Raw genomic sequence first — 19,669 nt, 5'->3', positions numbered from 1 at the left:
GTCAGCTCCCGAACAGCGTGCGCAGGGTGTGCTGCAGCACGGGGTAGAAGGCACCGGCCATCAGCACGACCCAGACACCCACGACGGTCCACAGCATCTGCTTCTGGTACTTCGGGCCCTTCGACCAGAAGTCGACCAGGACGACCCGCAGGCCGTTGAGCGCGTGGAAGAGGATGGCGGCCACCAGGCCGTACTCCATCACATTGACGATCGGCGTCTTGTAGGTCGCAACGACGTTGTCGTACGCGTCGGGGGAGACGCGGACGAGAGCGGTGTCGAGGACGTGTACGAACAGGAAGAAGAAGATGAGGACGCCGGTGACTCGGTGAGCCACCCAGGACCACATGCCTTCCCGGCCGCGGTACAGCGTTCCAGCCGGCACGGAAAAACCCTCCGGGAGCGGGGATTGGGGCGCCAGCCGGCTTCTCTGTCGGTCGGGCCCGGCCGGGTACGGTCCACCGGCCGCTCGTCATCGTATCGACGAGTTGTCGGTTCCTCGCGCGGGGGTCCTTAGGTGTGATCAAACAGGCACCAACGGGCTATCACACAAGGACGAACCGGGACTTTGCCGGGCATACGGCGTGATTGCCGCGAGCTCGGGCCCGTGCTACGGCGGGCGCCGGTCTCAGGCCGCGAGGCGGCGCAGCCGGCCGCGCGCCACCCGCCGGAGCTGCTCCGCGGTGACCGACCGCTCCTCGTCCGGGCCGTTGCCCAGCCGCATGCGGATGCCGAACAGGATCTGGTCGAGCGCCTCCTCCTCCCGGCAGCCGTCCAGGCAGATCACGAACGCATGACGGAAGCGCTGCTCGTATGCGGCGTATGCGGCATTCAGGGCGGTACGGGCGGCGGGTGCGCCGGGTGCACCGGGTCCGTGGACGCCGGCCGGGGGCCGCGGCGGGGACTCGGCGGCGAGCGCCTCGTCCAGCCCGGCCGCCGGAAGACCCGCGAAGGCCCGGTCGGCGGCGGCGAGCAGGGCCTCCGGATCCCGGTACGGGCGCCGGTCGGCGAGCTGCCCGGCCCACTCGCGGCTGCCGCAGCAGCGCAGCAGCGCGGCCAGCGCGCCGTCCCGGTCCAGGGCGTTGAGGCGGCGCAGCCCCGTGCCGTCGGGGCGGGGTCGCGGCAGGGCGGCGGAGGGGACCTGCGAGGGTATGCCGCACCGTGCGGGCTGGGGGCGCAGCGTCGGCCGGGCGGCCGGGGTGTCACCGGACAGCGTGGGCTCCTCGGACGGATGCGATCGGAACGGTTCGACAGGTGCGGGGCGGGCGACTGACGGAAGCTGAGGGAAGCGGACCGACGCCGGGACGCGGAACGAAGCGGCGACGGGTGTGGCGGTGGTGCGTGGAACACGACACCCCGGCGGTATCCGGTGGTTCCGGAAGAGCCCTGGGAAAGGGGTGACGAACGAGGACGCCACGCTAACGACGCCTGTCGACAGCTGTCCGACGGATGCGCGAATTTCACCCGGAGGAGAGAGTTCCCGCACATCCGGTGGACGACCGGCCCCGCACACCTGGCAATGCCTTCGCCCCGAAAAGTGAGGATTGCACGATGTCGAACCCGATGCGGCCGTCGCGCGCCGCGCTGCCGGCCGCGGCGCTCACCGGCGCGCTGCTGCTCGCCGGCTGCTCCCACTCAGCCGGCACCGAGTCCCCCGGCAGCACCAGCGCCAAGGTGAACCCCTCGGCCGCGGCCACCCCGAGCTGGGCGCCGGTCACCGGAACGCCGCAGGTCATCCCGGCGGTCCGCAAGTTCCACCGGGCCGAGGGGCGCGGCTGGCGCCCCTCCGAGGGGGCCCGGGTGGTGGTCCCGGCCGGCAAGGGGAGCAATGTCGCCGACGAGGCCGCCCTGATGGCCCGTGACCTCGGCGGCCTGACCGTCGTCTACGGCGACGAGCCGGTCCGCCCCGGAGACATCGAAGTGAAGCTCTCCGCGAAGAACGGCGGCAAACAGGGCAACAACCTGCCCGTCCGGAGCGCCGACGACGAGGCCTACACCCTCACCGTCAAAGGGACCCGGCTCACTCTCACGGCCCCCACCGACGCCGGCATTTTCTACGGCACCCGCACGATCAAGCAGGCCGTCCGTGCCGCCGGCGGGCTCCCCGAGGGCAGCATCCAGGACCGCCCGGACCGCCCGCAGCGCGGAATGTCGCTGGACAACGCCCGCAAGCCGTTCACCGAAGCGTGGATCGAGGCGCGGCTGCGGGAGATCGCCGACCTCAAGCTCAACCAGTTCCAGCTGCACTTCTCCGACGACCAGGGCTTCCGCATCCAGAGCGACACCCACCCCGAGGTGGTCTCCGCCGACCACCTCACCAAGGCCCAGGTCCGCCGGATCATCGCGCTCGCGCGCAGCCTGCACATCTCCGTCGTCCCGGAACTGGACTCGCCCGGCCACCTGGGCAAGGTGCTGGAAAGCCATCAGGATCTCCAGTTGCACCGCGCCTCGGGCAGCGTGGTCCCCGGCGCGATCGACATCTCCAACCCCAAGGCGGCGCCGCTGATCGACTCGCTGCTCAAGGAGATGAGCGACCTGTTCACCAACCCCAAGGGCGCCCCCGCCTACTGGCACCTGGGCGGCGATGAGTACCAGGCACTGCTGTCGTCCACCCCGGCGACCACGTATCCGCAGCTCACCCGGGCCGCGCGGCAGAAGTACGGACCCAACGGCACCATCGAGGACCTGGCCACCGGCTGGCTCAACGACCGGCAGAAGACCGTCGAGGGGCAGGGCAAGAACCGGATCGAGGCCTGGAACGACGGCTTCTTCTCCAGCCCCGCGGTCAGCGCCGACAAGAACCGGACGGTCGCCTACTGGACCGGCAAGGAGATCGGCAAGCGTCCCCCCGAGGCATTCCTGCGCGAGGGCCGCAACGTGCTCAACTTCAACGACGAGTACCTCTACTACGTCCTCGGCCAGCCCAACCAGTTCACCTATCCCACCGGTAAGCGCATCTACGAGAGCTGGACGCCGCTGGTCATCCGCGGCACCGGCCCGGTGAACGTCCCCGCCTCCCTGACCGGCCCGGATCGGATCCCCGGCGCGCGCTTCGCGATCTGGTGCGACCGGTCGCAGGCACAGACCGCGCCGCAGGTGGCCGCCGGAATCCGGATGCCGCTGGCGGCACTGGCACAGAAGACCTGGGCCCCGGGGACACCGGCCCTGTCCTGGACGGCCTTCACGGCCCTGGCCAAGAAGGCGGGCTTGTCCGGTTGATGAGGAATGCGGCCCGCCGAGCGGGCCGCCACCCGGTAAGAAACGGGTGAGAGAAAGAGGCCGGCAGAAGCCTGGCCCACGAGGACGGCCGGGGCCGCCACCCCCCGATACGGGCTGACGTTGCTCTCGACGGGGGAGGGGGAATTCGGCATCAGGCTCCGTGGCGGCCTGGGCCCACGAGGACGGCCGGGGCCGCCACCCCCCACAGGAGAGGCCCCGGCCGTCGTTCGTGGAGGGCCGTAACGGCCCTCTATCCGGTACAGCGCCGGACGGCCCGAAAGCGTCACACGGGGTGCGGGCGGTGGTACGGCCAGTGGTCTGGACGCGGGCCCGGCCAGGCCCGTAACGTGCGCATCCGCGCCGGTGGGCGCACGGTCTCCCGTATTCCGGTCCCGTGCGGTCCGCGATCCGGCCCGGGTGCGGAGCGGGTGTGCGCACGGGTTACGGTCAGCAGGAACAGCGGGGTTACCGGGGGTTCTCCCGGAGCCCCGATCTACGGCGAAGCGAAGCACTGAAGCAGCAAGGACCGGGCGGCGGACATTCCACGTGCGACAGGATGGACCCGTGCGAGGGGACGACATTCAGCCGGACGACCGCCGGCTGACGGTGGCCGTACAGGCGGCGCAGGACGGCGACGAGGCAGCGTTCCGTACCGTCTACCGCGCCGTACACCCCCGACTTCTGGGGTATGTACGGACGTTGGTGAGCGAAGCGGACGTCGAGGACGTCACCTCCGAGGCCTGGCTGCAGATAACCCGCGACCTCGCCCGCTTCAGCGGCGACGCCGACCGCTTCCGCGGCTGGGCCGCCCGGATCGCCCGCAATCGCGCCCTGGACCACATCCGGATGCGCGGCCGGCGCCCGGCGATCGGCGGCGACGAGAGCGAACTGGCCGACACCCCGGCGACGTCCGACACCGCCGGTGAGGCCCTGGAGGCCCTCGGCACCGGCCGCACCATGCAGCTGATATCCCGGCTGCCGCAGGACCAGGCCGAGGCCGTGGTGCTCCGCGTGGTGGTCGGGCTCGACGCCAAGAGCGCGGCCGAGGTGCTCGGCAAACGGCCCGGTGCGGTACGCACCGCCGCACACCGCGGACTCCGGAAGCTCGCCGAACTCATCGGCGACCCGCAGGGCGCCGGGGACCACGTCCCCGAGCAGCAGCGCGCCGGGGACGTGGCGGATTCCCGCCTACGGGGTGTGACGGAATCGGCCGCACGAACGCAGAAGGACATGTGATGGCCGACGATCGGTACGACTGGCTCGACAAGGACACTGCGGAGCGACTGCTGCGTGGTGAGCGAGTCGGCTCCCCGTACGACGCCGGCGCACAGGAACTCGAACAACTGCTGGCGGCCGCCGCCGCGGTCGGCGCGCGGGCCCCCGAGGCCGCGCCGCTGCCCGGCGAGGAGGACGCCGTCGCCGCGTTCCGCCGGGCCGTTCCGTACGGCTCCGGAGCCCGTTCGGCACGCCGCGGCTCCGACGCCGCCGTGCCGACGGTCCACGCCGCCGACGTTGCCGAACGCACCCGGTTCGCCCGCCCCTTCCGGCGCGGCTTCGCCGTTGCGCTGGCGGCCTGCGCCATCGGCGGGGTCGCCGTCGCGGCCGGGGCGGGGGTCCTGCCCGGCCCTTTCCGCGGTGGCGAGGAGCCCGGACCGGGGTCCAGTGCCTCCTCCGCCAGGACGCCCGGACCGCTGGCCACCACTGAGCCCGGCGAGGCCCAGACCGACGGCACCACGGGCAGCACGCCCGACGCGACGCACGGCGGGACGTCCACCGCGCCCTCCGACACCGCGACGCCCGGGGCCAGTCCCGGCGCGACCGGGGTGCCGGGCAGCGGTACGCCCGGCCGGCACGGCGACCAGGGCGGCAAGAAGACCGACCCCGGCCGCGGCGCCAAGAAGAAACTTCTGCTCACTCTCTGTCAGGAGTACGAGTCCGGCAACCGGGACCGTATGGACCGCGACAAGCGGCAGCGCCTCGAACGCCGGGCCGGCGGCGCGGACAACGTGCACACCTTCTGCCGGGCCTATCTGGCGCGCTATCAGTCCGGTGGCGGCTCGGGTGACAACGATGGCGTCGTCGGCAATCTGACCGGCGGCACCGGGACCACCGACAGCACCGGCCAGACCGGTGGCTCCGCCGGCTCCGGCGACGAGGAGGGCGACCAGCCCGCCCCGTCGCCCAGCGACTCCACCCCCGCCCCCACGCCCTCCGTGACCAGCACGGATCCCGCCGGGACGACCCCGAGCAGCACGGCCTCCGGCCGGGTGTGACGTTTTTTGAGCCGGTGACGCAGTACTGAGTGAAGCCGACTGGTCATCGGCTGCGCGAGAGCCGGGGTTCCCCCCGTACCCACGGCTCAGCGCATTTGGCGCGGGCGGGGCACGTTCCCCCGGCCCTGCCCGCGCCCTTCTCCCTCTTCACGGCCTTCTCTCCCCGGTGGTCCACCCCTAGTGGTAGACGACCACCTTGGTCCCCTTGTGCACCGCCGCGAACAGCGACGCGATCTTGTCCTTGTCCCGGACGTTGACGCAGCCGTGCGAGGCGCCGCGGTAGCCGCGGGCCGCGAAGTCCGCGGAGTAATGCACCGCCTGGCCGCCGCTGAAGAACATCGCGTACGGCATGGCCGAGTGATACAGCGTCGAGACATGGCGCCGGCTCTTGAAGGCGATGGCGAAGGTGCCCTCCCGGGTCGGGGTGTACTGCGAGCCGAAGCGGACGTCCATCGCGGACACCACCCGCCCGTCGACCACCCAGGCCAGGGTGTTGCTCCGCTTGCTGATGCAGATCACCCGGCCCCGCAGACAGCGCGGATCCGGTACGCCGACCGGCCTGGTGGTCGGCGGGTAGAGCTCCGTCCGCGACGGCTCACGGGTGCGGGCCTGCAGCGCACGCCACGCCGCGGGCTGCACCGTCCCCGTACGCGGCAGCCCCTGGTGCTTCTGGAACGTGCGGACCGCGGTGGCGGTGACCGCGGCGTAATAGCCCGTCGGGGCGCGGTCGAACAGACCCAGCTGGGTCAATCGCGCCTGGAGTTCGCGGACCTGCGCGCCGCGCGAGCCCACCGCCAGGACCGCGCGCGGGGCCCGCGGCGCCGGATGCCCGGTGCGGTGCGGGCGCGCGGGAGCGGTGTGCCGGGCGGGCGCGGGGTGGGCGGTCAGCGGTGGGGGAGCGGGGGTGGTCGGGGCGTAGCGGACGCCCTTGCTGTCCGGCGCGCCGGTCCTGGTCACCGTCACCGGCCGGCAGCCCACCGCGAGCGCCGCCACCACCAGCACCGCGGCCGCCACCGGCGCCGTACGTCTTCCGCTGCTCCGCCTCATGCGCTACCCCCGGATCTGGGCGGCCCGACCGGCCAGTGGAGATGCTTCCCAGCGCTGCGGCGTGGCGAACCTGCGGGCATGCTGTGAGCAAGGCGTAAAACCGTGACGACGGTGCATCGACCGTCGGAAAAGGACCACCGGATCGCGGTCACCCAGGCGGAGGCGTACTTCCATGGCGCAGGAACCGGGCAGTGTGCGGCACAACGAGAGCGGTCTGCCCGTCGAGCCGGTGTACGGGCCGGAGGCACTGGCCGGCTGGGACCCCGAACGCCGCCTCGGCGCGCCCGGCGGCTACCCCTACACCCGCGGCATCCACCCGACGATGTACGCCGGACGGCCCTGGACGATGCGCCAGTACGCGGGCTTCGGCACCGCCCGGGAGTCCAACGCCCGCTACCGGCAGCTGATCGCCCACGGCACCACCGGCCTGTCGGTCGCCTTCGACCTGCCGACCCAGATGGGCCACGACTCCGACACCCCGATCGCCTCCGGGGAGGTCGGCAAGGTCGGGGTGGCCATCGACTCCGTCGAGGACATGCGGGTGCTGTTCGGCGGCATCCCGCTGGACAAGGTCTCCACGTCCATGACGATCAACGCCCCCGCGGCGCTGCTGCTGCTCCTCTACCAACTGGTCGGCGAGGAGGAAGGGGTGCCGCCCGGCCACCTGACCGGCACCGTCCAGAACGACATCCTGAAGGAGTACATCGCCCGCGGCACCTACATCTTCCCGCCGGCGCCCTCGCTGCGGCTGGTCTCCGACGTCTTCCAGTACTGCCGTACCGAGATCCCCCGCTGGAACACCATCTCGATCTCCGGCTACCACATGGCCGAGGCCGGCGCCTCCCCCGCGCAGGAGATCGCCTTCACCCTCGCCAACGGCATCGAGTACGTCCGGACCGCGCTCGCCGCCGGCATGGACGTCGATGACTTCGCCCCCCGGTTGTCCTTCTTCTTCGTCTCCCGCACCACCCTCCTCGAAGAGGTCGCGAAATTCCGTGCCGCCCGCCGCATCTGGGCCCGCGTCATGCGCGAGGAATTCGGCGCACGGAACCCGAAATCCCTCATGCTGCGCTTCCACACCCAGACGGCCGGTGTGCAACTCACCGCCCAGCAGCCGGAGGTGAACCTCGCCCGGGTCACCGTCCAGGCCCTGGCCGCGGTGCTCGGCGGCACCCAGTCGCTGCACACCAACTCCTTCGACGAGGCGATCGCCCTGCCCACGGACAAGGCGGCCCGGCTCGCCCTGCGGACCCAGCAGGTGCTGGCCCACGAGACCGATGTGACCGCCACCGTCGATCCGTTCGCCGGCTCCTACGCGGTCGAGTCGATGACCGACGACGTGGAGGAGGCCGCCCTCGCGCTGATGCGGCGGGTCGAGGAGATGGGCGGCGCGGTCGCCGCCATCGAACACGGCTTCCAGAAGAAGGAGATCGAGCGCAACGCGTACCGCATCGCGCAGGAAACGGACGCCGGCGACCGGGTCGTCGTCGGCGTCAACCGCTTCCTCCTCGACGAGGAGGAACCGTACGAGCCGCTGCGCGTCGACCCCGCGATCGAGGCCCAGCAGGTCGAACGCCTCGCCCTGCTACGGTCCCGCCGCAGCGGCCCCGCGGTCACCGCCGCCCTCGACACCCTCCGCAAGGCCGCTAAGTCCCCGGACAACGTCCTCCCCCCGATGCGGGATGCGCTCCGCGCCCGGGCGACGGTGGGCGAGGTGTGCGACGCGCTTCGGGACGTCTGGGGCACGTACGTCCCGCCGACAGGGCTTTAGCCCACGTACCCGTCTGCGGCGCCGCCGGTGTTGCTCGCCGTTGCGCGCTTGCGGTGCCCCCGCACGTAGCCGTCTGTCCCGCCGCGGGGCTTGGTCGTCGTTGCGCGCTTTGCGGCGCCTCCCACGTACCTGGCTGTCCCGCCGTCGGGGTTGCTCGCCGTTGCGCTTTGCGGCGCCCCGCACGTACTCGTCTGTCCCGCCGTTGTTGCTTCTCGCCGTTGCGCCTGCGGCGGGCTGGGTGTGTGTTGGGTGCGGTGACGGGCCTCCGGGGCCGGTTGTGTGGACTGCTGACGCTTTACGTCCACACAACCGGCCCCTCCGGCCCGTCCCCTCCCGTTGGGGAAGGGGAATGCGGTGGGTGGGGGCGGGCGTTGGGGGTACAAGGGGGCTTGCGGACCCGTAGGGGACGGTCGAACAGAACCCGTAAGGGTCACGAGCGCCCCTTGCGGGCCTCAACTCGGCGGCTGGGGAGGGTATTCCCGACACCACGCCACGACGCGACGTGCACCCGGGGCAACGACACTCAGCCCCACCGGCCTCCCAACCCCCCACTCACGGGAGGGGACAGACCGGAGGACGAAGTCTGTAGGGCTGTCACCGCACCCGACAAACAAACGCCCGCCGATAGGCGCAACGGCGACCAGCCACCGCGGTGGAACGGCCAAGTACGTGGGAGGGAACAATGGACGCATGTCCAGTCCGCGTCGTGCGTGCCCCGTGTGTACTCGAGAGATCGCCGTTGTCGGCGGCCGCTTTGCCCGGCATGACCCGCCGGGGCGGCGGACGGGGCTGGAGCTGATCTCCTGTCCGGGGTCACGGCGGATCGCCCCGCTGATGGCCCCCGCCGAGCGGCTCTTCGACCCCGAGGAGCCCCCGTTCCCGGGCCAGCAGCCGCTGTTCTGACGCGCACCCCCACCGGCCTTTTCCCTCTCCCCAACGGGAGGGGCTGGACCGGAGGACGAAGTCTGGAGGGCCGGCACCGCACCCGACAACCACCCAGCCCGCCGCATGGGGGTACCTCCCACGCCCTTCAGGCAGTGGGGGAGCAACGGCGAGCAACAACCGCGGCGGGACGGCCGAGTACGTGGGAGGGACCAACTACGGTGCCAGGACGTCCAGTTCGGCCATCGCGCCTGTCGTGATCTCGCGGGTCAGCCGCTCCGCGGCACCCGCGTCGCCGGTGCGGACCGCCTCGGCGACCTGGACGTGGAGGGTGACCGCGGCCGGGTCGGGGTCGGTGAACATGACGTGGTGGTGGGTGCGGCCGGTCAGGACGGCCGCGACGACGTCCGCGAGGCGGGCGAACATCTCGTTGCCGGAGGCGGCGAGGATCACGCGGTGGAAGGCCACGTCGTGGACCAGGTACGCGTCGAGCTGCTGGCCGCGCGAGGTGGCGACCATGCCCATCGCGTGTTCGGTGAGTTCGGCGCACTGGGCGGGCGTGGCGTGCTGGGCGGCGAGTCCCGCGGCGACCGGTTCGACGGCCGAGCGCAGGACGGTCAGCGAGCGCAGCTGGCGGGGGCGGTCCCGGCCGGTCAGCCGCCAGCCGATGACCCGCGGGTCGTAGACGTTCCACTCCTCGGTGGGGCGGACGGTCACCCCGACCCGGCGCCGGGAGGCGACCAGCTGCATGGATTCCAGGACCCGGATCGCCTCGCGGATGACCGTGCGCGAGACGTCGAAGCGCTGTGCCAGCTCGTCGGTGCGCAGGACCGTGCCCGGAGGGTGGTCGCCCGCGGTGATCTCGGGCCCGAGGGCCTCCAGCACGCGGCCGTGCAGGCCCTTCCCCTCGTTCTCCATGGAGTAAGCGTACGTTCCCGCCTCCCGGGCCAATTAAGTATGACGTTTGCATCACAGACTCTTGAATACGTCGTATGTAATCGGCTTCAGTGGGGGTCCACGGGGTCAAGGAAGACAGCGAGGTAACCCGGGATGAGCACTCCCGAAGCCGCCCCTGACGTCATCGTCGTCATGGGTGTGGCCGGCACCGGCAAGACCACCATCGGCCCGCTGGTGGCCGCCGAACTGGGCGTCCCGTACGCCGAGGGCGACGACTTCCATCCCCCGGCCAACATCGCCAAGATGACGGCCGGTGTCCCGCTGGACGACGCCGACCGCGGCCCCTGGCTCGATGCGATCGGCGCCTGGGCGCACGACCGGGCCGGGCGGGGCGGCGTGGTCAGCAGCTCGGCGCTGAAACGGGCCTACCGGGACCGGCTGCGGGCCGCCGCCCCGGGCCTCGTCTTCCTGCATCTGACCGGTGACCGCGCGCTGATCCAGGCGCGGATGGCCGAGCGTCAGGGCCACTTCATGCCGACCGCGCTGCTGGACTCGCAGTTCGCCACGCTCGAACCCCTCGGGCCGGACGAGGCGGGCGTCGCGGTCGACGTCGCCGGCACCCCGCAGCAGATCGCCGGGCGGGCGGTGGCCGCACTGCGTGCGCAGGCCGCATCCGCCGGGTAGCCCCTTCTCCCCCACCCGTCCACCCAAGTCCTCCCTCCCGTCCAACCAAGGGAAGCGCCGTGACACATCTCAGCGTCGAGATGCTCGCAGCGGACGCGACCGTGCCGATCACCTCGGCCGGTCACGCCCAGCTGGGCATCGCCGTCCTGGCCGGCATCGCCGTCATCGTCCTGCTCATCACCAAGTTCAAGCTGCACGCCTTCCTGTCGCTGATCATCGGCTCGCTGGTGCTCGGGGCGGTGGCCGGGGCACCGCTCGACAAGGTCATCGTCAGCTTCTCGACGGGGCTGGGGACCACGGTCGCCGGGACCGGGGTGCTGATCGCGCTCGGCGCGATCCTCGGCCGGCTGCTCGCCGACTCCGGCGGCGCGGACCAGATCGTCGACACGATCCTGGCGCGGGCGGGACGGCGGGCGATGCCCTGGGCGATGGTGCTGATCGCCGGGATCGTCGGGCTGCCGATCTTCTTCGAGGTCGGCATCGTGCTGCTGATCCCGGTGGTCCTGCTGGTCGCCAAGCGCGGCAACTTCTCGCTGATGCGGATCGGCATCCCGGCGCTGGCCGGACTGTCCGTCATGCACGGGCTGATCCCGCCGCACCCCGGCCCGCTGGTGGCGATCGACGCGGTCGGCGCGAACCTCGGCATCACCCTGGCGCTGGGCGTCGTCGTCGCCGTGCCGACCGCGATCATCGCGGGCCCGGTCTTCTCGCGTTACGCGGCCCGCTGGGTGGATGTCCGCCCGCCCGAGAAGATGATCCCGGAAAGGGCCTCCGCCGACCTGGAGAAGCGGCCCGGGTTCGGGATAACCGTGGCCACCGTGCTGCTGCCGGTCGTGATGATGCTGGCCAAGGCGCTGGTGGACGTCGTCGTCGACGATCCGAAGGCCGGTGTGCAGCGGGTCTTCGACGTGGTCGGGTCGCCGCTGATCGCCCTGCTGACCGCGGTGATCGTCGCGATGTTCACGCTCGGCCGGGCGGCCGGTTTCAGCCGCGGGCGGACCGCGGCCACCGTGGAGAAGTCACTCGCCCCGATCGCCGGCGTGGTGCTGATCGTCGGCGCGGGCGGTGGCTTCAAGCAGACGCTGGTGGACTGCGGCGTGGGCCAGATGATCCTGGACGTCTCCAAGGGCTGGCACCTCTCCACGCTGCTGCTGGCCTGGCTGATCGCGGTCGCCATCCGGCTCGCGACCGGCTCGGCGACGGTGGCCACCATCTCGGCCGCCGGTCTGGTGGCCCCGCTCGCCGCGGACATGAGCACCACTCATGTGGCGCTGCTGGTCCTGGCGATCGGCTGCGGCTCGCTGTTCTTCAGCCATGTCAACGACGCCGGCTTCTGGCTGGTCAAGGAGTACTTCGGGATGAGCGTCGGCCAGACGCTGAAGACCTGGTCGGTGATGGAGACGCTGATCTCGGTGGTCGGCATCGGGTGCGTGCTGTTGCTCTCCCTGGTCGTGTAGCCCCTGTTCATGGTCCTTCAGGGCGGACCCCTGCCGCCCCAGGCGCCGCACCCCCCTCAGGTGCCCGTTCCCGGCGCGAGGCCGTACGGCGGAGTTCCCGCTCGTACGGCCTCGCGCGCTTGTGGAACCGCAGGTCAGGCGGCCGGCTGCGGGGCGGGTGCGCCGGTGTACGCGGCCAGGGCCTCGGCCACCGCGGTGGTGGCGCCGGTGGCCGGGGCGACGACGGCGAGGTAGCCGTCCGGGCGGACGAGGAGGACGGCGGGGTCGTCGCCGTAGGCGGCGCGGAGGTGGCCGTCGGTGTCGATCAGGTCGGGGTCCGGGCCGCCGGCGCGGACGATCCGCAGCAGGGCCGGGTCGGCGGGCAGCGCGGCGGCGTCCAGGTCGGTCTCGCCGAGGACGAGCAGGGTGAAGTGCGGGCCCCGGTAGGTGTCGAAGAGCCGGACGGCCTTGCCGTCGGGGGTGTGGCAGGGGGCGTCGGGCGCCCGGTCGCCGGCCCGCAGCGCGTCCTCGGGCAGACCGGTCCGCAGCTCCCGGGTCAGCGGGCTGTCCGGGTAGCCGATGTCGAGCTGGTGCAGGTCGCGGCCGCGGCGCAGCGAGCGCGAGCGGTGCAGCCGGGTGCTGGTGTCGAGGATGCGCTCGGCTATCGGGCGGCGCTCGGCCTCGTAGGTGTCGAGCAGGGTGTCGGGTGCGCCGTTCCGCAGGACCAGGCCGAGCTTCCAGCCGAGGTTGTAGCCGTCCTGGACGCTGGTGTTGAGGCCCTGGCCGCCGGCCGGTGAGTGGATGTGCGCGGCGTCGCCGGCGAGGAAGACCCGGCCGGTGCGGAAGGTGTCGGCCAGGCCCGCCTTGGGCCGGAAGACGGAGGTCCAGACGACGTCGGTGACCTGCTCGGCCGTGAGGTGGGTGTGCGCCGCGATCGCCGCGCGGACCGTCTCGGGCGAGGCGTCCGGGGCCTCGGTGGCGGCCACGATCATGCCCTGAAAGAGATCGGTGTTGGCCAGCGGCAGCATGGCGACGAAACCGCCCTCGGGCGATTCCCAGCGGTGCCAGTGATCGCGGTCCAGGCCGCTGATCCGGACGTCCGCGAGCAGCGCGGCGCCCGGCCCCATTTCGAGGGCCCCCGGTCCGCTCATCCCGGTGCCGAGTGCCCGGCGGACCGTGCTGCGCCCGCCGTCGGCGGCGACCAGATAGGCGGCGCGCACGGAGCGCGGCGTGCCGCCGGCGGTGACGAGACGGGCCGTCACCCCGTCCGCGTCCTGGGTGAAGTCGGTGAGTTCGGTGGAGAACAGGACGCTGCCGCCGAGCTCGGTGAGCCGTTCGTGGAGCAGCTCCACGTTGCGGAACTGCGGCACCATCATCGCGTTCGAGTGCGGTGCGGCGGGCGTCGGGTCGACCCGCTCGATCATCACCTCGGTGCCGATGATCCGGCCGTCCTGCCAGCGGGCGGTGACCGGGTAGGCGCCGCCGGCCGCGCGGATCGCGTCCAACACCCCGAGGTCTTCGTAGACCTCCTGGGTGCGCGGCTGCAGGCCGTTGCCGCGGGCGCCGGGGGAGAGGCGGTCCTGGCGCTCGACGATCAGGGCGCGCACGCCGCGGCGGGCCAGGTCGATGCCCAGGGCGAGGCCGGTCGGGCCCGCGCCGGCGATCAGTACGTCGACGGCCGCGGGAAGGGTGTCCGGCTGACCGCTCATGTCCTTAACGTTGTTAAGTTCCATGCTTCCGAGCATCGCCTTAACGGTGTTAAGTTGTCAACATGGTTTCGCGCATCGACCGGAAACAAGTGGTCACCACCGCACTGCGGCTGCTGAACGAGGTCGGCCTGGACGGCCTGACCCTGCGCCGGATCGCCAACGAGCTGGACGTCAAGGCCCCCGCGCTCTACTGGCACTTCAAGAACAAGCAGGAACTGCTCGACGAGATGGCCACCGAGATGTTCCGGCGGATGACCGCGCAGCTCGTGGGGAGTGGGGCGGACGGGCCGGGCCCCGACGGGACCTGGCAGGACCTGCTGCTCGGCGCCTGCCGCGGGCTGCGCCGGGAACTGCTCGGCTACCGCGACGGCGGGAAGGTCTTCAGCGGCACGCGGATGACGGACACCAGCTACGCCCAGCCGCTCGACGGGCTGTTGCGCCGGCTCACCGCGGCCGGATTCACGCTGGCCGAGGCGGCGCTCGCGTGGTGGACCGCGTACAACTTCACCATCGGACAGGTGATAGAGGAGCAGTCGGTGTACCCGGAGCCCGGCCGGCCGGAGGTTCGGGACCCGGCCTACGACCTGGAGCGGCGCGAGGCGGACCTGGGCGACCGCTATCCGCTCGCGGCGCGCGCCGGCCGGGAGATGTTCGCCGACCTCGAAGGCAGCTTCGAGGCCGGCCTGCGGATCCTCCTCGCGGGCATCGAGGCGACGGCCGGCCCGGGAGCCCGGACCGGCCGCTGATCAGCGCCGCGGATCCAGCGCCCGCTTCAGGCGGGGGGTCAGCGGACGCTCCACCCAGCGGTGGAGCACCCACGCCAGCAGCAGCATCAGCCCGGTCGTCAGGACCAGCGTCAGCGCGGACGGCACGCCGAGGGTGCGGTGCAGGGCGCGCACCACGACCCAGCCCAGGTGCTCGTGGACCAGGTAGAAGGGGTAGGTGAGCGCGCCGGCGACGGTCAGCCAGCGCCAGTCCGCCCACCGCAGCGCGCCCAGGGCGACCGCCCCGACCAGCACGAAACCGAGGGTGACGACGGCGATGATGCCGGCCGTCGAACGGTAGGAGAAGGCGTGCACCGACGCGGCGTGCCAGAGGCCGGCGACCGCGTAGTGCTGTCCGATGAGCCAGCTGACCAGGACGATCGCCCAGGCGACCGGGTCCCGGGGGCCGTAGCGGTGCAGCAGGTACAGACCGATGCCGCCGATGAAGAACGGCGCGTACTCCGGCATCAGGACGACGTCCAGCAGCGGCTGGTGCGCGGCCTGGGCCAGCGCGGCGGCCAGCGTCCAGCCGGCGCAGAAGAGGACCACCCGGCCGCGGGTGGCGCCCGGCAGGACCACGCAGAGCGCGAAGAGCGCGTAGAAACGCATCTCCGCCCAGAGGGTCCAGCAGACACCGAGGACACGGTGCACGCCGAGCGGCTGCTGGAGCATGGTGAGGTTGGTCAGCACCTCGCTGGGCGCGAGCGCCTTGTAGGCGACGAAGGGGAGCGCGAAGACCGCCGTGACGAGCAGGATCGCGGCCCAGTAGGCGGGATAGAGGCGGGAGATGCGGGAGGCGACGAAGGCCCGCAGGGTCCGGCCCCAGCCGCTGAGGCAGATCACGAACCCGCTGATCACGAAGAAGATCTGGACGCCCAGGCAGCCGTAGGCGAACAGCGGCGCCAGGGTGGGGAATTGATGGGACGGGGAGTCGCCCCAGGCCCCGGCTATCTCGCCGCCGCGCCCGCCGTAGTGGTACGCGGCGACCATCAGGGCGGCCAGCAGCCGCAGCCCGTCGAGGGCGCGCAGCCGGGACGGTGCTCCGTCGCGGCTGCGCCGCCGTATCAGGCGCTGCGGGGCGGGGGTGACGAGGTCCGGCGCGACGGGTGGCGCGCCGGACGCCAGCGGCGGGGTCGTCGTCATCCGAAGACGGCCCGCTTCTTCAGCCGCCGCTGCACCGCCCGGGCCCGGCGGGCGACCCGGCGGACCGCGGCGTTGCGCGGGATGAAGGACAGCTGGGAGGGGATCGCGCCGGGCAGCGCCAGCGCGGTCAGCCGGCGGCGCTTGAAGTAGCGCCAGGTCCGCGCGTCGAGGTGGGCCGCGAGATAGCGTTCGGCGGCCGGCCGCAGCTCCGGGTAGATCTGGTGCTGCATCGCATAGCCGACCGCGGCGACCAGCCCCTCGACGGACGCCGCGGTGGCGATCGTAGGCGGCCGCTCGCCGGTGTCCGCCAGGTCCGGGACCAGGGCGTCCACCAGCGTCACCGGCATGCGGTTGCTGTTCTGATACGGCGTCAGCCGCTCCAGCAGCAGATCGGTCCCGGTGCGGGCGACCGGCAGGCCGTAGAAGGTGGCCGCGGTCAGCAGGGCGGTGGAGAAGCAGCCGACGACCAGCGCGGGCCGCATCCGCTGGTAGACCACCTCGGCCAGCACCGGAGAGTCGAGCACCGTCAGTGCCACGTCCAGCTTCTCCGCCTCCCGCTCCAGCAGCCGCGACCAGCGGGCCGGCGCGGACGGGTGCGGCTTGAAGACGATCTCGCGGTGCCCGCGCCCGGCGGCGCCGCGCACCATCCGCACATGCAGCTCCTCCTCCTCTTCCGGGGTGAGGATGCCCAGCGCGGAGAGGTACTGCCCGAGGAGCAGCGCCCCGCCCTCCGGGAGGTCCAACGGGCCGCTGACGTCGGCGAGTTCGGACAGCACCTTGGTGAAGGCGTCGGTCGGGACGGTCTCGGCCGGCACGTCGAACTCGGTGAGCAGCAGCGGCGCCAGGCCCGGCACCAGGTCCAGGTGCAGCAGCCGGCCGATCCGGGTGCCGACCAGCGGGTCGAGCTTGTTGCGGGTCGGGCCGTAGCTCATCAGCCCGTCCGCGTAGACCTCGATCGGCGCGTCCGGGAAGAGCTGGGCGATTGCCAGCGCCGGGTTGACCTGGATGGACTCCACGACCAGCTCGACCTGGTCGTCACCCAGGCCCCACAGCAGCCGCAGGTGGCGCTCCCACAGCGGGACGTCGTCCGCGCGCGGGGACCAGCCGCCCGGGTGGAAGGGGCTGATCGTCTCGTTCCACGACAGCACCCGGTCGAAGCGGCCGCGCAGCCGCTCGAAGCCGGGCATGGTGTCCAGCGACGCGGTGGTCTCCGGGGTCGTCGCGTTGTTGCTGAGCAGCAGCAGCCGGCGGCCGGCCGGTGCGAACCGGTCGGCGTCCAGCGCCGCGGCGAGCGTCGCCGCGCCGTACAGCGTGGACGCCACGAAGATCTGGGTGCGGGCTCGGGTGGGCATCAGGCGGCCACCTCAGTAGGGACCGGGCGGCGGCGCAGCCGCCGCAGCCGGGACGCGCGCTGCACATCCATCGAATCCAGTGCTTCCTTCAGTACGTCCTGCGGCATGCGCTTCATGGCCGCGGCACTCATCGAACGCAATTTACGGGCCACCTGCGGTTCGAAACGTTCGATCGAACCGAGATGGTGGGAAATGATCGCGCAATAGGTCCGGACCGCTTTCGGAAGCAGCCGGTCCGCATCGCGGTCCTGTGCGGTTTCCTCGATCACCTGGTCGAATGCCCGGATGAAATCCAATTGCCGCACGTCACCGATCTGGGTGAGCGACGAGGCCACTCCGCGCCGGTAGAAAACACCGAGCAATCCGACCACCGCCATGGACTTCGCCTCGCGGTGCAGCCGCCAGATCCACGGCCGGTCCTCGGCGGTGCGCAGCCCGTCCTTGAAATGCAGCACCCCGTCGTCCAGCAGCCGGCGGTGGTACATCCCGGCCCAGGCGTAGGCGTAGTCGACCGAGGTGGAGCGGTCCGCGGGCAGGATCACCGCGCGCGGGTCCAGCACCACCCCGCGCCGGCCGTGCGGCACGCGGTGCACGGTGCGCGCCCGGGCGGTGCACTGGACATGGTCGGTGCGGACGAAGTCGCACCCCAACTCCTCGATCGCCGAGAGGAGTTCGGCGAAGTAGCCGGGTGCCAGCCAGTCGTCGCCGTCGAGGAAGGTGAGGTACTCCCCGCGGGCCTGGTCCAGGCCGGTGTTGCGGGCGGTGGCCAGGCCGCCGTTCCGTTCGTGCCGCAGCAGTCTGGCGCCCGGCAGCTCACGCTCGGCACGCGCGAGGATCTCCGGGGTCTCGTCGCGCGAACAGTCGTCGACGAGCAGGAATTCAAAGTCGTCGCGGGCGTTGGCCGCGAGGCTTTTCAGGGTGTCGGGCGCGTATGTCTGCACGTTGTAGAACGGCACGATGACGGAGAGCTTAACCACCCGGGTGACGTTAGGTGCCGGTCCGGCATTCGTCTTTACGCGGTGTGGACACCGGGGTGAACGAAGAATGGCGGGATGGTTAACCGGGTCGGTAATCGGGCCGGTTCGCCATTCGTCGACCCGCTGTTAACCCTTTGTTGCGACCCAGTTGGCCCGCCAAACGGAATGCCTTCCTAGCGTCTTCGACGTGCCATCACGTACCGCTTCCCCGCCGCGAGTCGCCGTGCTCGCCGACTCGGATACCCGATGGAAATGGGGCGCTTTGACAGCGTACCGAATCCAATCGGACATCCGGCTCGACGGATATCTGCTCCGCGGCCGCGCCACTCCCACGGTCCGCCAGCTCGACGAGGTCGGCGCCCGGGCGGACGCGTTGCGCGAGATCCGGGGCGTCGACTTCGTGCGCACCATCGACCGCACCCGCTACGACGTCGTCGTGCTGGCCTGCGTCGGCGGCGCGGTACAGGCGATGCTGCACGGCCTCGCCCGCGCCTGGGACGGCAGCCCGCACCGGCCCGTGGTCGTCACCGGCTACGTCGGAGTGGTCTACGAGAAGCTCGCCGACGGGCTGCTGCTGCGGCACGGCGCGGACGTCGTCCTCGCCAACTCCCGGCACGACGCCGAGCGGTTCCGCGCCGTCTACCGCGGGGTCGGCGCCGACGACGGCAGTGTCGTCGAATGCGCCCTGCCGTTCCTCGGCGGCGACCGCTACACCGCCGAACACGACCCCTGTACCGTGGTGTTCGCTGCCCAGCCCTCCGTCCCGGAGAACCGCGCCGACCGAACCTATCTGCTGCGCCGGGCCGTTGAGCATGCCCGTAAGCACCCCGGCCGTGAGGTGCTGATCAAGCTCCGCAGCAAGCCCGGCGAACACACCACGCACATCGAGGAACTGCCCTACCAGAAGCTCGCTGCCAAGATCCCCGGCGGACTGCCCGCCAACTGCCGCCTGGTGTACGGCAACATGGGCGAGGTCCTGGACCGCACCGACCTGCTGGTGACGGTCAGCTCCACCGCCGCCCTGGAATCCCTGCACCGCGGCATCCCCACCGCCGTCCTCACCGATCTCGGCATCCGCGAGGTCCTCGGCAACCACCACTTCCTCGGCTCCGGCTGCCTGGCCTCCTGGGACGAGCTGGACGCCGGCCACCGCCCGGAACCCGACCCGGACTGGCTGGCCCGCCAGGGAGTCGCCGCCGAGGGGGAATACGAGAGCGCCTTCGACGCGGCCCGCGCCCGGGTCACCGCACTCCGCGAGGCCGCGGCCCTGCCGCCGCTCACCCCGTACTACACACCGCGCACCGCCCCCGGCTACCTGCCCGGCATCCTCGCCCGGCACGGCCTGGACCCGCAGGGCGCCCCGCTCCCCGGCCACACCGACGCCCCCGAGGAGACCGGCGGACTGCGCCGGATCGCCCGTGAGACCGTCCGCGAGGCCGCCCGCGGCGCCTACCGCCACGGCGTCCAGCGCGTCGCCCCCGCCATCCGCCGCTGGGGCCAGCTGTGACCTCCCCCGCC

General features: G+C 72.0%; 17 protein-coding genes. 9 read left to right on the top strand and 8 right to left on the bottom strand.

Annotation, left to right across the window (positions count from 1 at the left end):
• Position 1 precedes the first annotated feature (1 nt).
• A complete protein-coding gene (sdhC, locus tag ACGF4C_RS12625; protein WP_030416515.1) occupies positions 2-382 on the bottom strand; it encodes a succinate dehydrogenase, cytochrome b556 subunit in 381 nt (126 codons plus the stop codon).
• 243 nt (positions 383-625) lie between these two features.
• Positions 626-1,414, bottom strand: coding sequence for a 2-oxo-4-hydroxy-4-carboxy-5-ureidoimidazoline decarboxylase (locus tag ACGF4C_RS12620; RefSeq protein WP_393565671.1), 789 nt, complete (start codon positions 1,412-1,414; stop codon positions 626-628).
• Between the two features lie 134 nt (positions 1,415-1,548).
• On the opposite strand from ACGF4C_RS12620, the gene ACGF4C_RS12615 reads away from it, so the two are divergent.
• The 3 genes from ACGF4C_RS12615 (at position 1,549) to ACGF4C_RS12605 (ending at position 5,489) form a co-directional block, all read left to right on the top strand.
• Complete coding sequence (locus ACGF4C_RS12615) at positions 1,549-3,216, top strand: glycoside hydrolase family 20 protein (RefSeq protein ID WP_393565670.1); 1,668 nt, start codon at positions 1,549-1,551, stop codon at positions 3,214-3,216.
• 564 nt (positions 3,217-3,780) lie between these two features.
• A complete protein-coding gene (locus ACGF4C_RS12610) occupies positions 3,781-4,452 on the top strand; it encodes an RNA polymerase sigma factor (RefSeq protein ID WP_030812105.1) in 672 nt (223 codons plus the stop codon).
• Complete coding sequence (locus ACGF4C_RS12605) at positions 4,452-5,489, top strand: hypothetical protein (protein ID WP_393565667.1); 1,038 nt, start codon at positions 4,452-4,454, stop codon at positions 5,487-5,489. The genes ACGF4C_RS12610 and ACGF4C_RS12605 overlap by 1 nt, the downstream gene beginning before the upstream one ends.
• Positions 5,490-5,666: 177 nt before the next feature.
• Here ACGF4C_RS12605 and ACGF4C_RS12600 read toward each other — a convergent pair whose 3' ends face one another.
• Positions 5,667-6,536, bottom strand: coding sequence for a L,D-transpeptidase family protein (locus tag ACGF4C_RS12600; protein WP_393565665.1), 870 nt, complete (start codon positions 6,534-6,536; stop codon positions 5,667-5,669).
• Between the two features lie 172 nt (positions 6,537-6,708).
• Here ACGF4C_RS12600 and ACGF4C_RS12595 point away from each other — a divergent pair, with 172 nt between their 5' ends.
• On the top strand, positions 6,709-8,307 hold the full coding sequence (locus ACGF4C_RS12595; RefSeq protein WP_393565663.1) for a methylmalonyl-CoA mutase: 1,599 nt from the start codon (positions 6,709-6,711) through the stop codon (positions 8,305-8,307).
• A 690-nt stretch (positions 8,308-8,997) separates the two neighbouring features.
• Positions 8,998-9,210, top strand: coding sequence for a hypothetical protein (locus tag ACGF4C_RS12590; RefSeq protein WP_030416522.1), 213 nt, complete (start codon positions 8,998-9,000; stop codon positions 9,208-9,210).
• 195 nt (positions 9,211-9,405) lie between these two features.
• Here the strand turns inward: ACGF4C_RS12590 and ACGF4C_RS12585 are convergent, their stop codons facing one another.
• Complete coding sequence (locus tag ACGF4C_RS12585; protein ID WP_030416523.1) at positions 9,406-10,107, bottom strand: FadR/GntR family transcriptional regulator; 702 nt, start codon at positions 10,105-10,107, stop codon at positions 9,406-9,408.
• Between the two features lie 132 nt (positions 10,108-10,239).
• Between ACGF4C_RS12585 and ACGF4C_RS12580 the strand changes: the two genes are divergently transcribed.
• Together ACGF4C_RS12580 and ACGF4C_RS12575 are read left to right on the top strand one after the other, a co-directional pair.
• Entirely contained in the window at positions 10,240-10,770 is a 531-nt protein-coding gene (locus ACGF4C_RS12580; protein ID WP_393565661.1) for a gluconokinase, read from the top strand.
• 59 nt (positions 10,771-10,829) lie between these two features.
• On the top strand, positions 10,830-12,227 hold the full coding sequence (locus ACGF4C_RS12575; RefSeq protein WP_393565659.1) for a gluconate:H+ symporter: 1,398 nt from the start codon (positions 10,830-10,832) through the stop codon (positions 12,225-12,227).
• A gap of 134 nt (positions 12,228-12,361) precedes the next feature.
• On the opposite strand, the gene ACGF4C_RS12570 is transcribed toward ACGF4C_RS12575, so the two are convergent.
• Complete coding sequence (locus ACGF4C_RS12570) at positions 12,362-13,915, bottom strand: FAD-dependent monooxygenase (RefSeq protein WP_393565657.1); 1,554 nt, start codon at positions 13,913-13,915, stop codon at positions 12,362-12,364.
• Positions 13,916-13,977: 62 nt separating this feature from the next.
• On the opposite strand from ACGF4C_RS12570, the gene ACGF4C_RS12565 reads away from it, so the two are divergent.
• Positions 13,978-14,661 (top strand): TetR/AcrR family transcriptional regulator C-terminal domain-containing protein, encoded by a 684-nt coding sequence (locus ACGF4C_RS12565; RefSeq protein WP_393565655.1) that lies wholly within the window; start codon positions 13,978-13,980, stop codon positions 14,659-14,661.
• Here ACGF4C_RS12565 and ACGF4C_RS12560 read toward each other — a convergent pair whose 3' ends face one another.
• From ACGF4C_RS12560 to ACGF4C_RS12550, 3 genes are read right to left on the bottom strand one after another with little or no spacing between them, the layout of a single operon-like run.
• Positions 14,662-15,822 (bottom strand): acyltransferase family protein, encoded by a 1,161-nt coding sequence (locus ACGF4C_RS12560; RefSeq protein WP_393565653.1) that lies wholly within the window; start codon positions 15,820-15,822, stop codon positions 14,662-14,664.
• On the bottom strand, positions 15,819-17,174 hold the full coding sequence (locus tag ACGF4C_RS12555; RefSeq protein WP_393565651.1) for a polysialyltransferase family glycosyltransferase: 1,356 nt from the start codon (positions 17,172-17,174) through the stop codon (positions 15,819-15,821). The genes ACGF4C_RS12560 and ACGF4C_RS12555 overlap by 4 nt, the downstream gene beginning before the upstream one ends.
• Positions 17,174-18,151: a glycosyltransferase family 2 protein gene (locus ACGF4C_RS12550; RefSeq protein WP_393565649.1), complete on the bottom strand. Its 978-nt coding sequence runs from the start codon at positions 18,149-18,151 to the stop codon at positions 17,174-17,176. Before ACGF4C_RS12550 ends, ACGF4C_RS12555 begins: the two co-directional genes overlap by 1 nt.
• A gap of 223 nt (positions 18,152-18,374) precedes the next feature.
• Here ACGF4C_RS12550 and ACGF4C_RS12545 point away from each other — a divergent pair, with 223 nt between their 5' ends.
• Positions 18,375-19,658, top strand: coding sequence for a DUF6716 putative glycosyltransferase (locus ACGF4C_RS12545; protein ID WP_393565874.1), 1,284 nt, complete (start codon positions 18,375-18,377; stop codon positions 19,656-19,658).
• The last annotated feature ends 11 nt before the right edge of the window (positions 19,659-19,669 follow it).

It is taken from the genome of Streptomyces sp. NPDC048197 (genome assembly GCF_043202395.1).
Taxonomy (GTDB): Bacteria; Actinomycetota; Actinomycetes; order Streptomycetales; family Streptomycetaceae; genus Streptomyces; species Streptomyces siderophoricus.
The sequence above is the reverse complement of the archived record's forward strand: the minus strand, read 5'-3'. Positions and strand labels throughout refer to the sequence as shown.

What these genes read in the sequence shown, in the direction of transcription:
- ACGF4C_RS12605 (WP_393565667.1), top strand. Translation starts at nt 4,452, where the DNA reads ATGGCCGACGATCGGTACGACTGGCTCGACAAGGACACTGCGGAGCGA.
- ACGF4C_RS12565 (WP_393565655.1), top strand. Translation starts at nt 13,978, where the DNA reads ATGGTTTCGCGCATCGACCGGAAACAAGTGGTCACCACCGCACTGCGG.
- ACGF4C_RS12600 (WP_393565665.1), bottom strand. Translation starts at nt 6,536, where the DNA reads ATGAGGCGGAGCAGCGGAAGACGTACGGCGCCGGTGGCGGCCGCGGTG.
- ACGF4C_RS12570 (WP_393565657.1), bottom strand. Translation starts at nt 13,915, where the DNA reads ATGAGCGGTCAGCCGGACACCCTTCCCGCGGCCGTCGACGTACTGATC.
- ACGF4C_RS12555 (WP_393565651.1), bottom strand. Translation starts at nt 17,174, where the DNA reads ATGCCCACCCGAGCCCGCACCCAGATCTTCGTGGCGTCCACGCTGTAC.
- ACGF4C_RS12560 (WP_393565653.1), bottom strand. Translation starts at nt 15,822, where the DNA reads ATGACGACGACCCCGCCGCTGGCGTCCGGCGCGCCACCCGTCGCGCCG.
- ACGF4C_RS12615 (WP_393565670.1), top strand. Translation starts at nt 1,549, where the DNA reads ATGTCGAACCCGATGCGGCCGTCGCGCGCCGCGCTGCCGGCCGCGGCG.
- ACGF4C_RS12580 (WP_393565661.1), top strand. Translation starts at nt 10,240, where the DNA reads ATGAGCACTCCCGAAGCCGCCCCTGACGTCATCGTCGTCATGGGTGTG.
- ACGF4C_RS12585 (WP_030416523.1), bottom strand. Translation starts at nt 10,107, where the DNA reads ATGGAGAACGAGGGGAAGGGCCTGCACGGCCGCGTGCTGGAGGCCCTC.
- ACGF4C_RS12595 (WP_393565663.1), top strand. Translation starts at nt 6,709, where the DNA reads ATGGCGCAGGAACCGGGCAGTGTGCGGCACAACGAGAGCGGTCTGCCC.
- ACGF4C_RS12590 (WP_030416522.1), top strand. Translation starts at nt 8,998, where the DNA reads ATGTCCAGTCCGCGTCGTGCGTGCCCCGTGTGTACTCGAGAGATCGCC.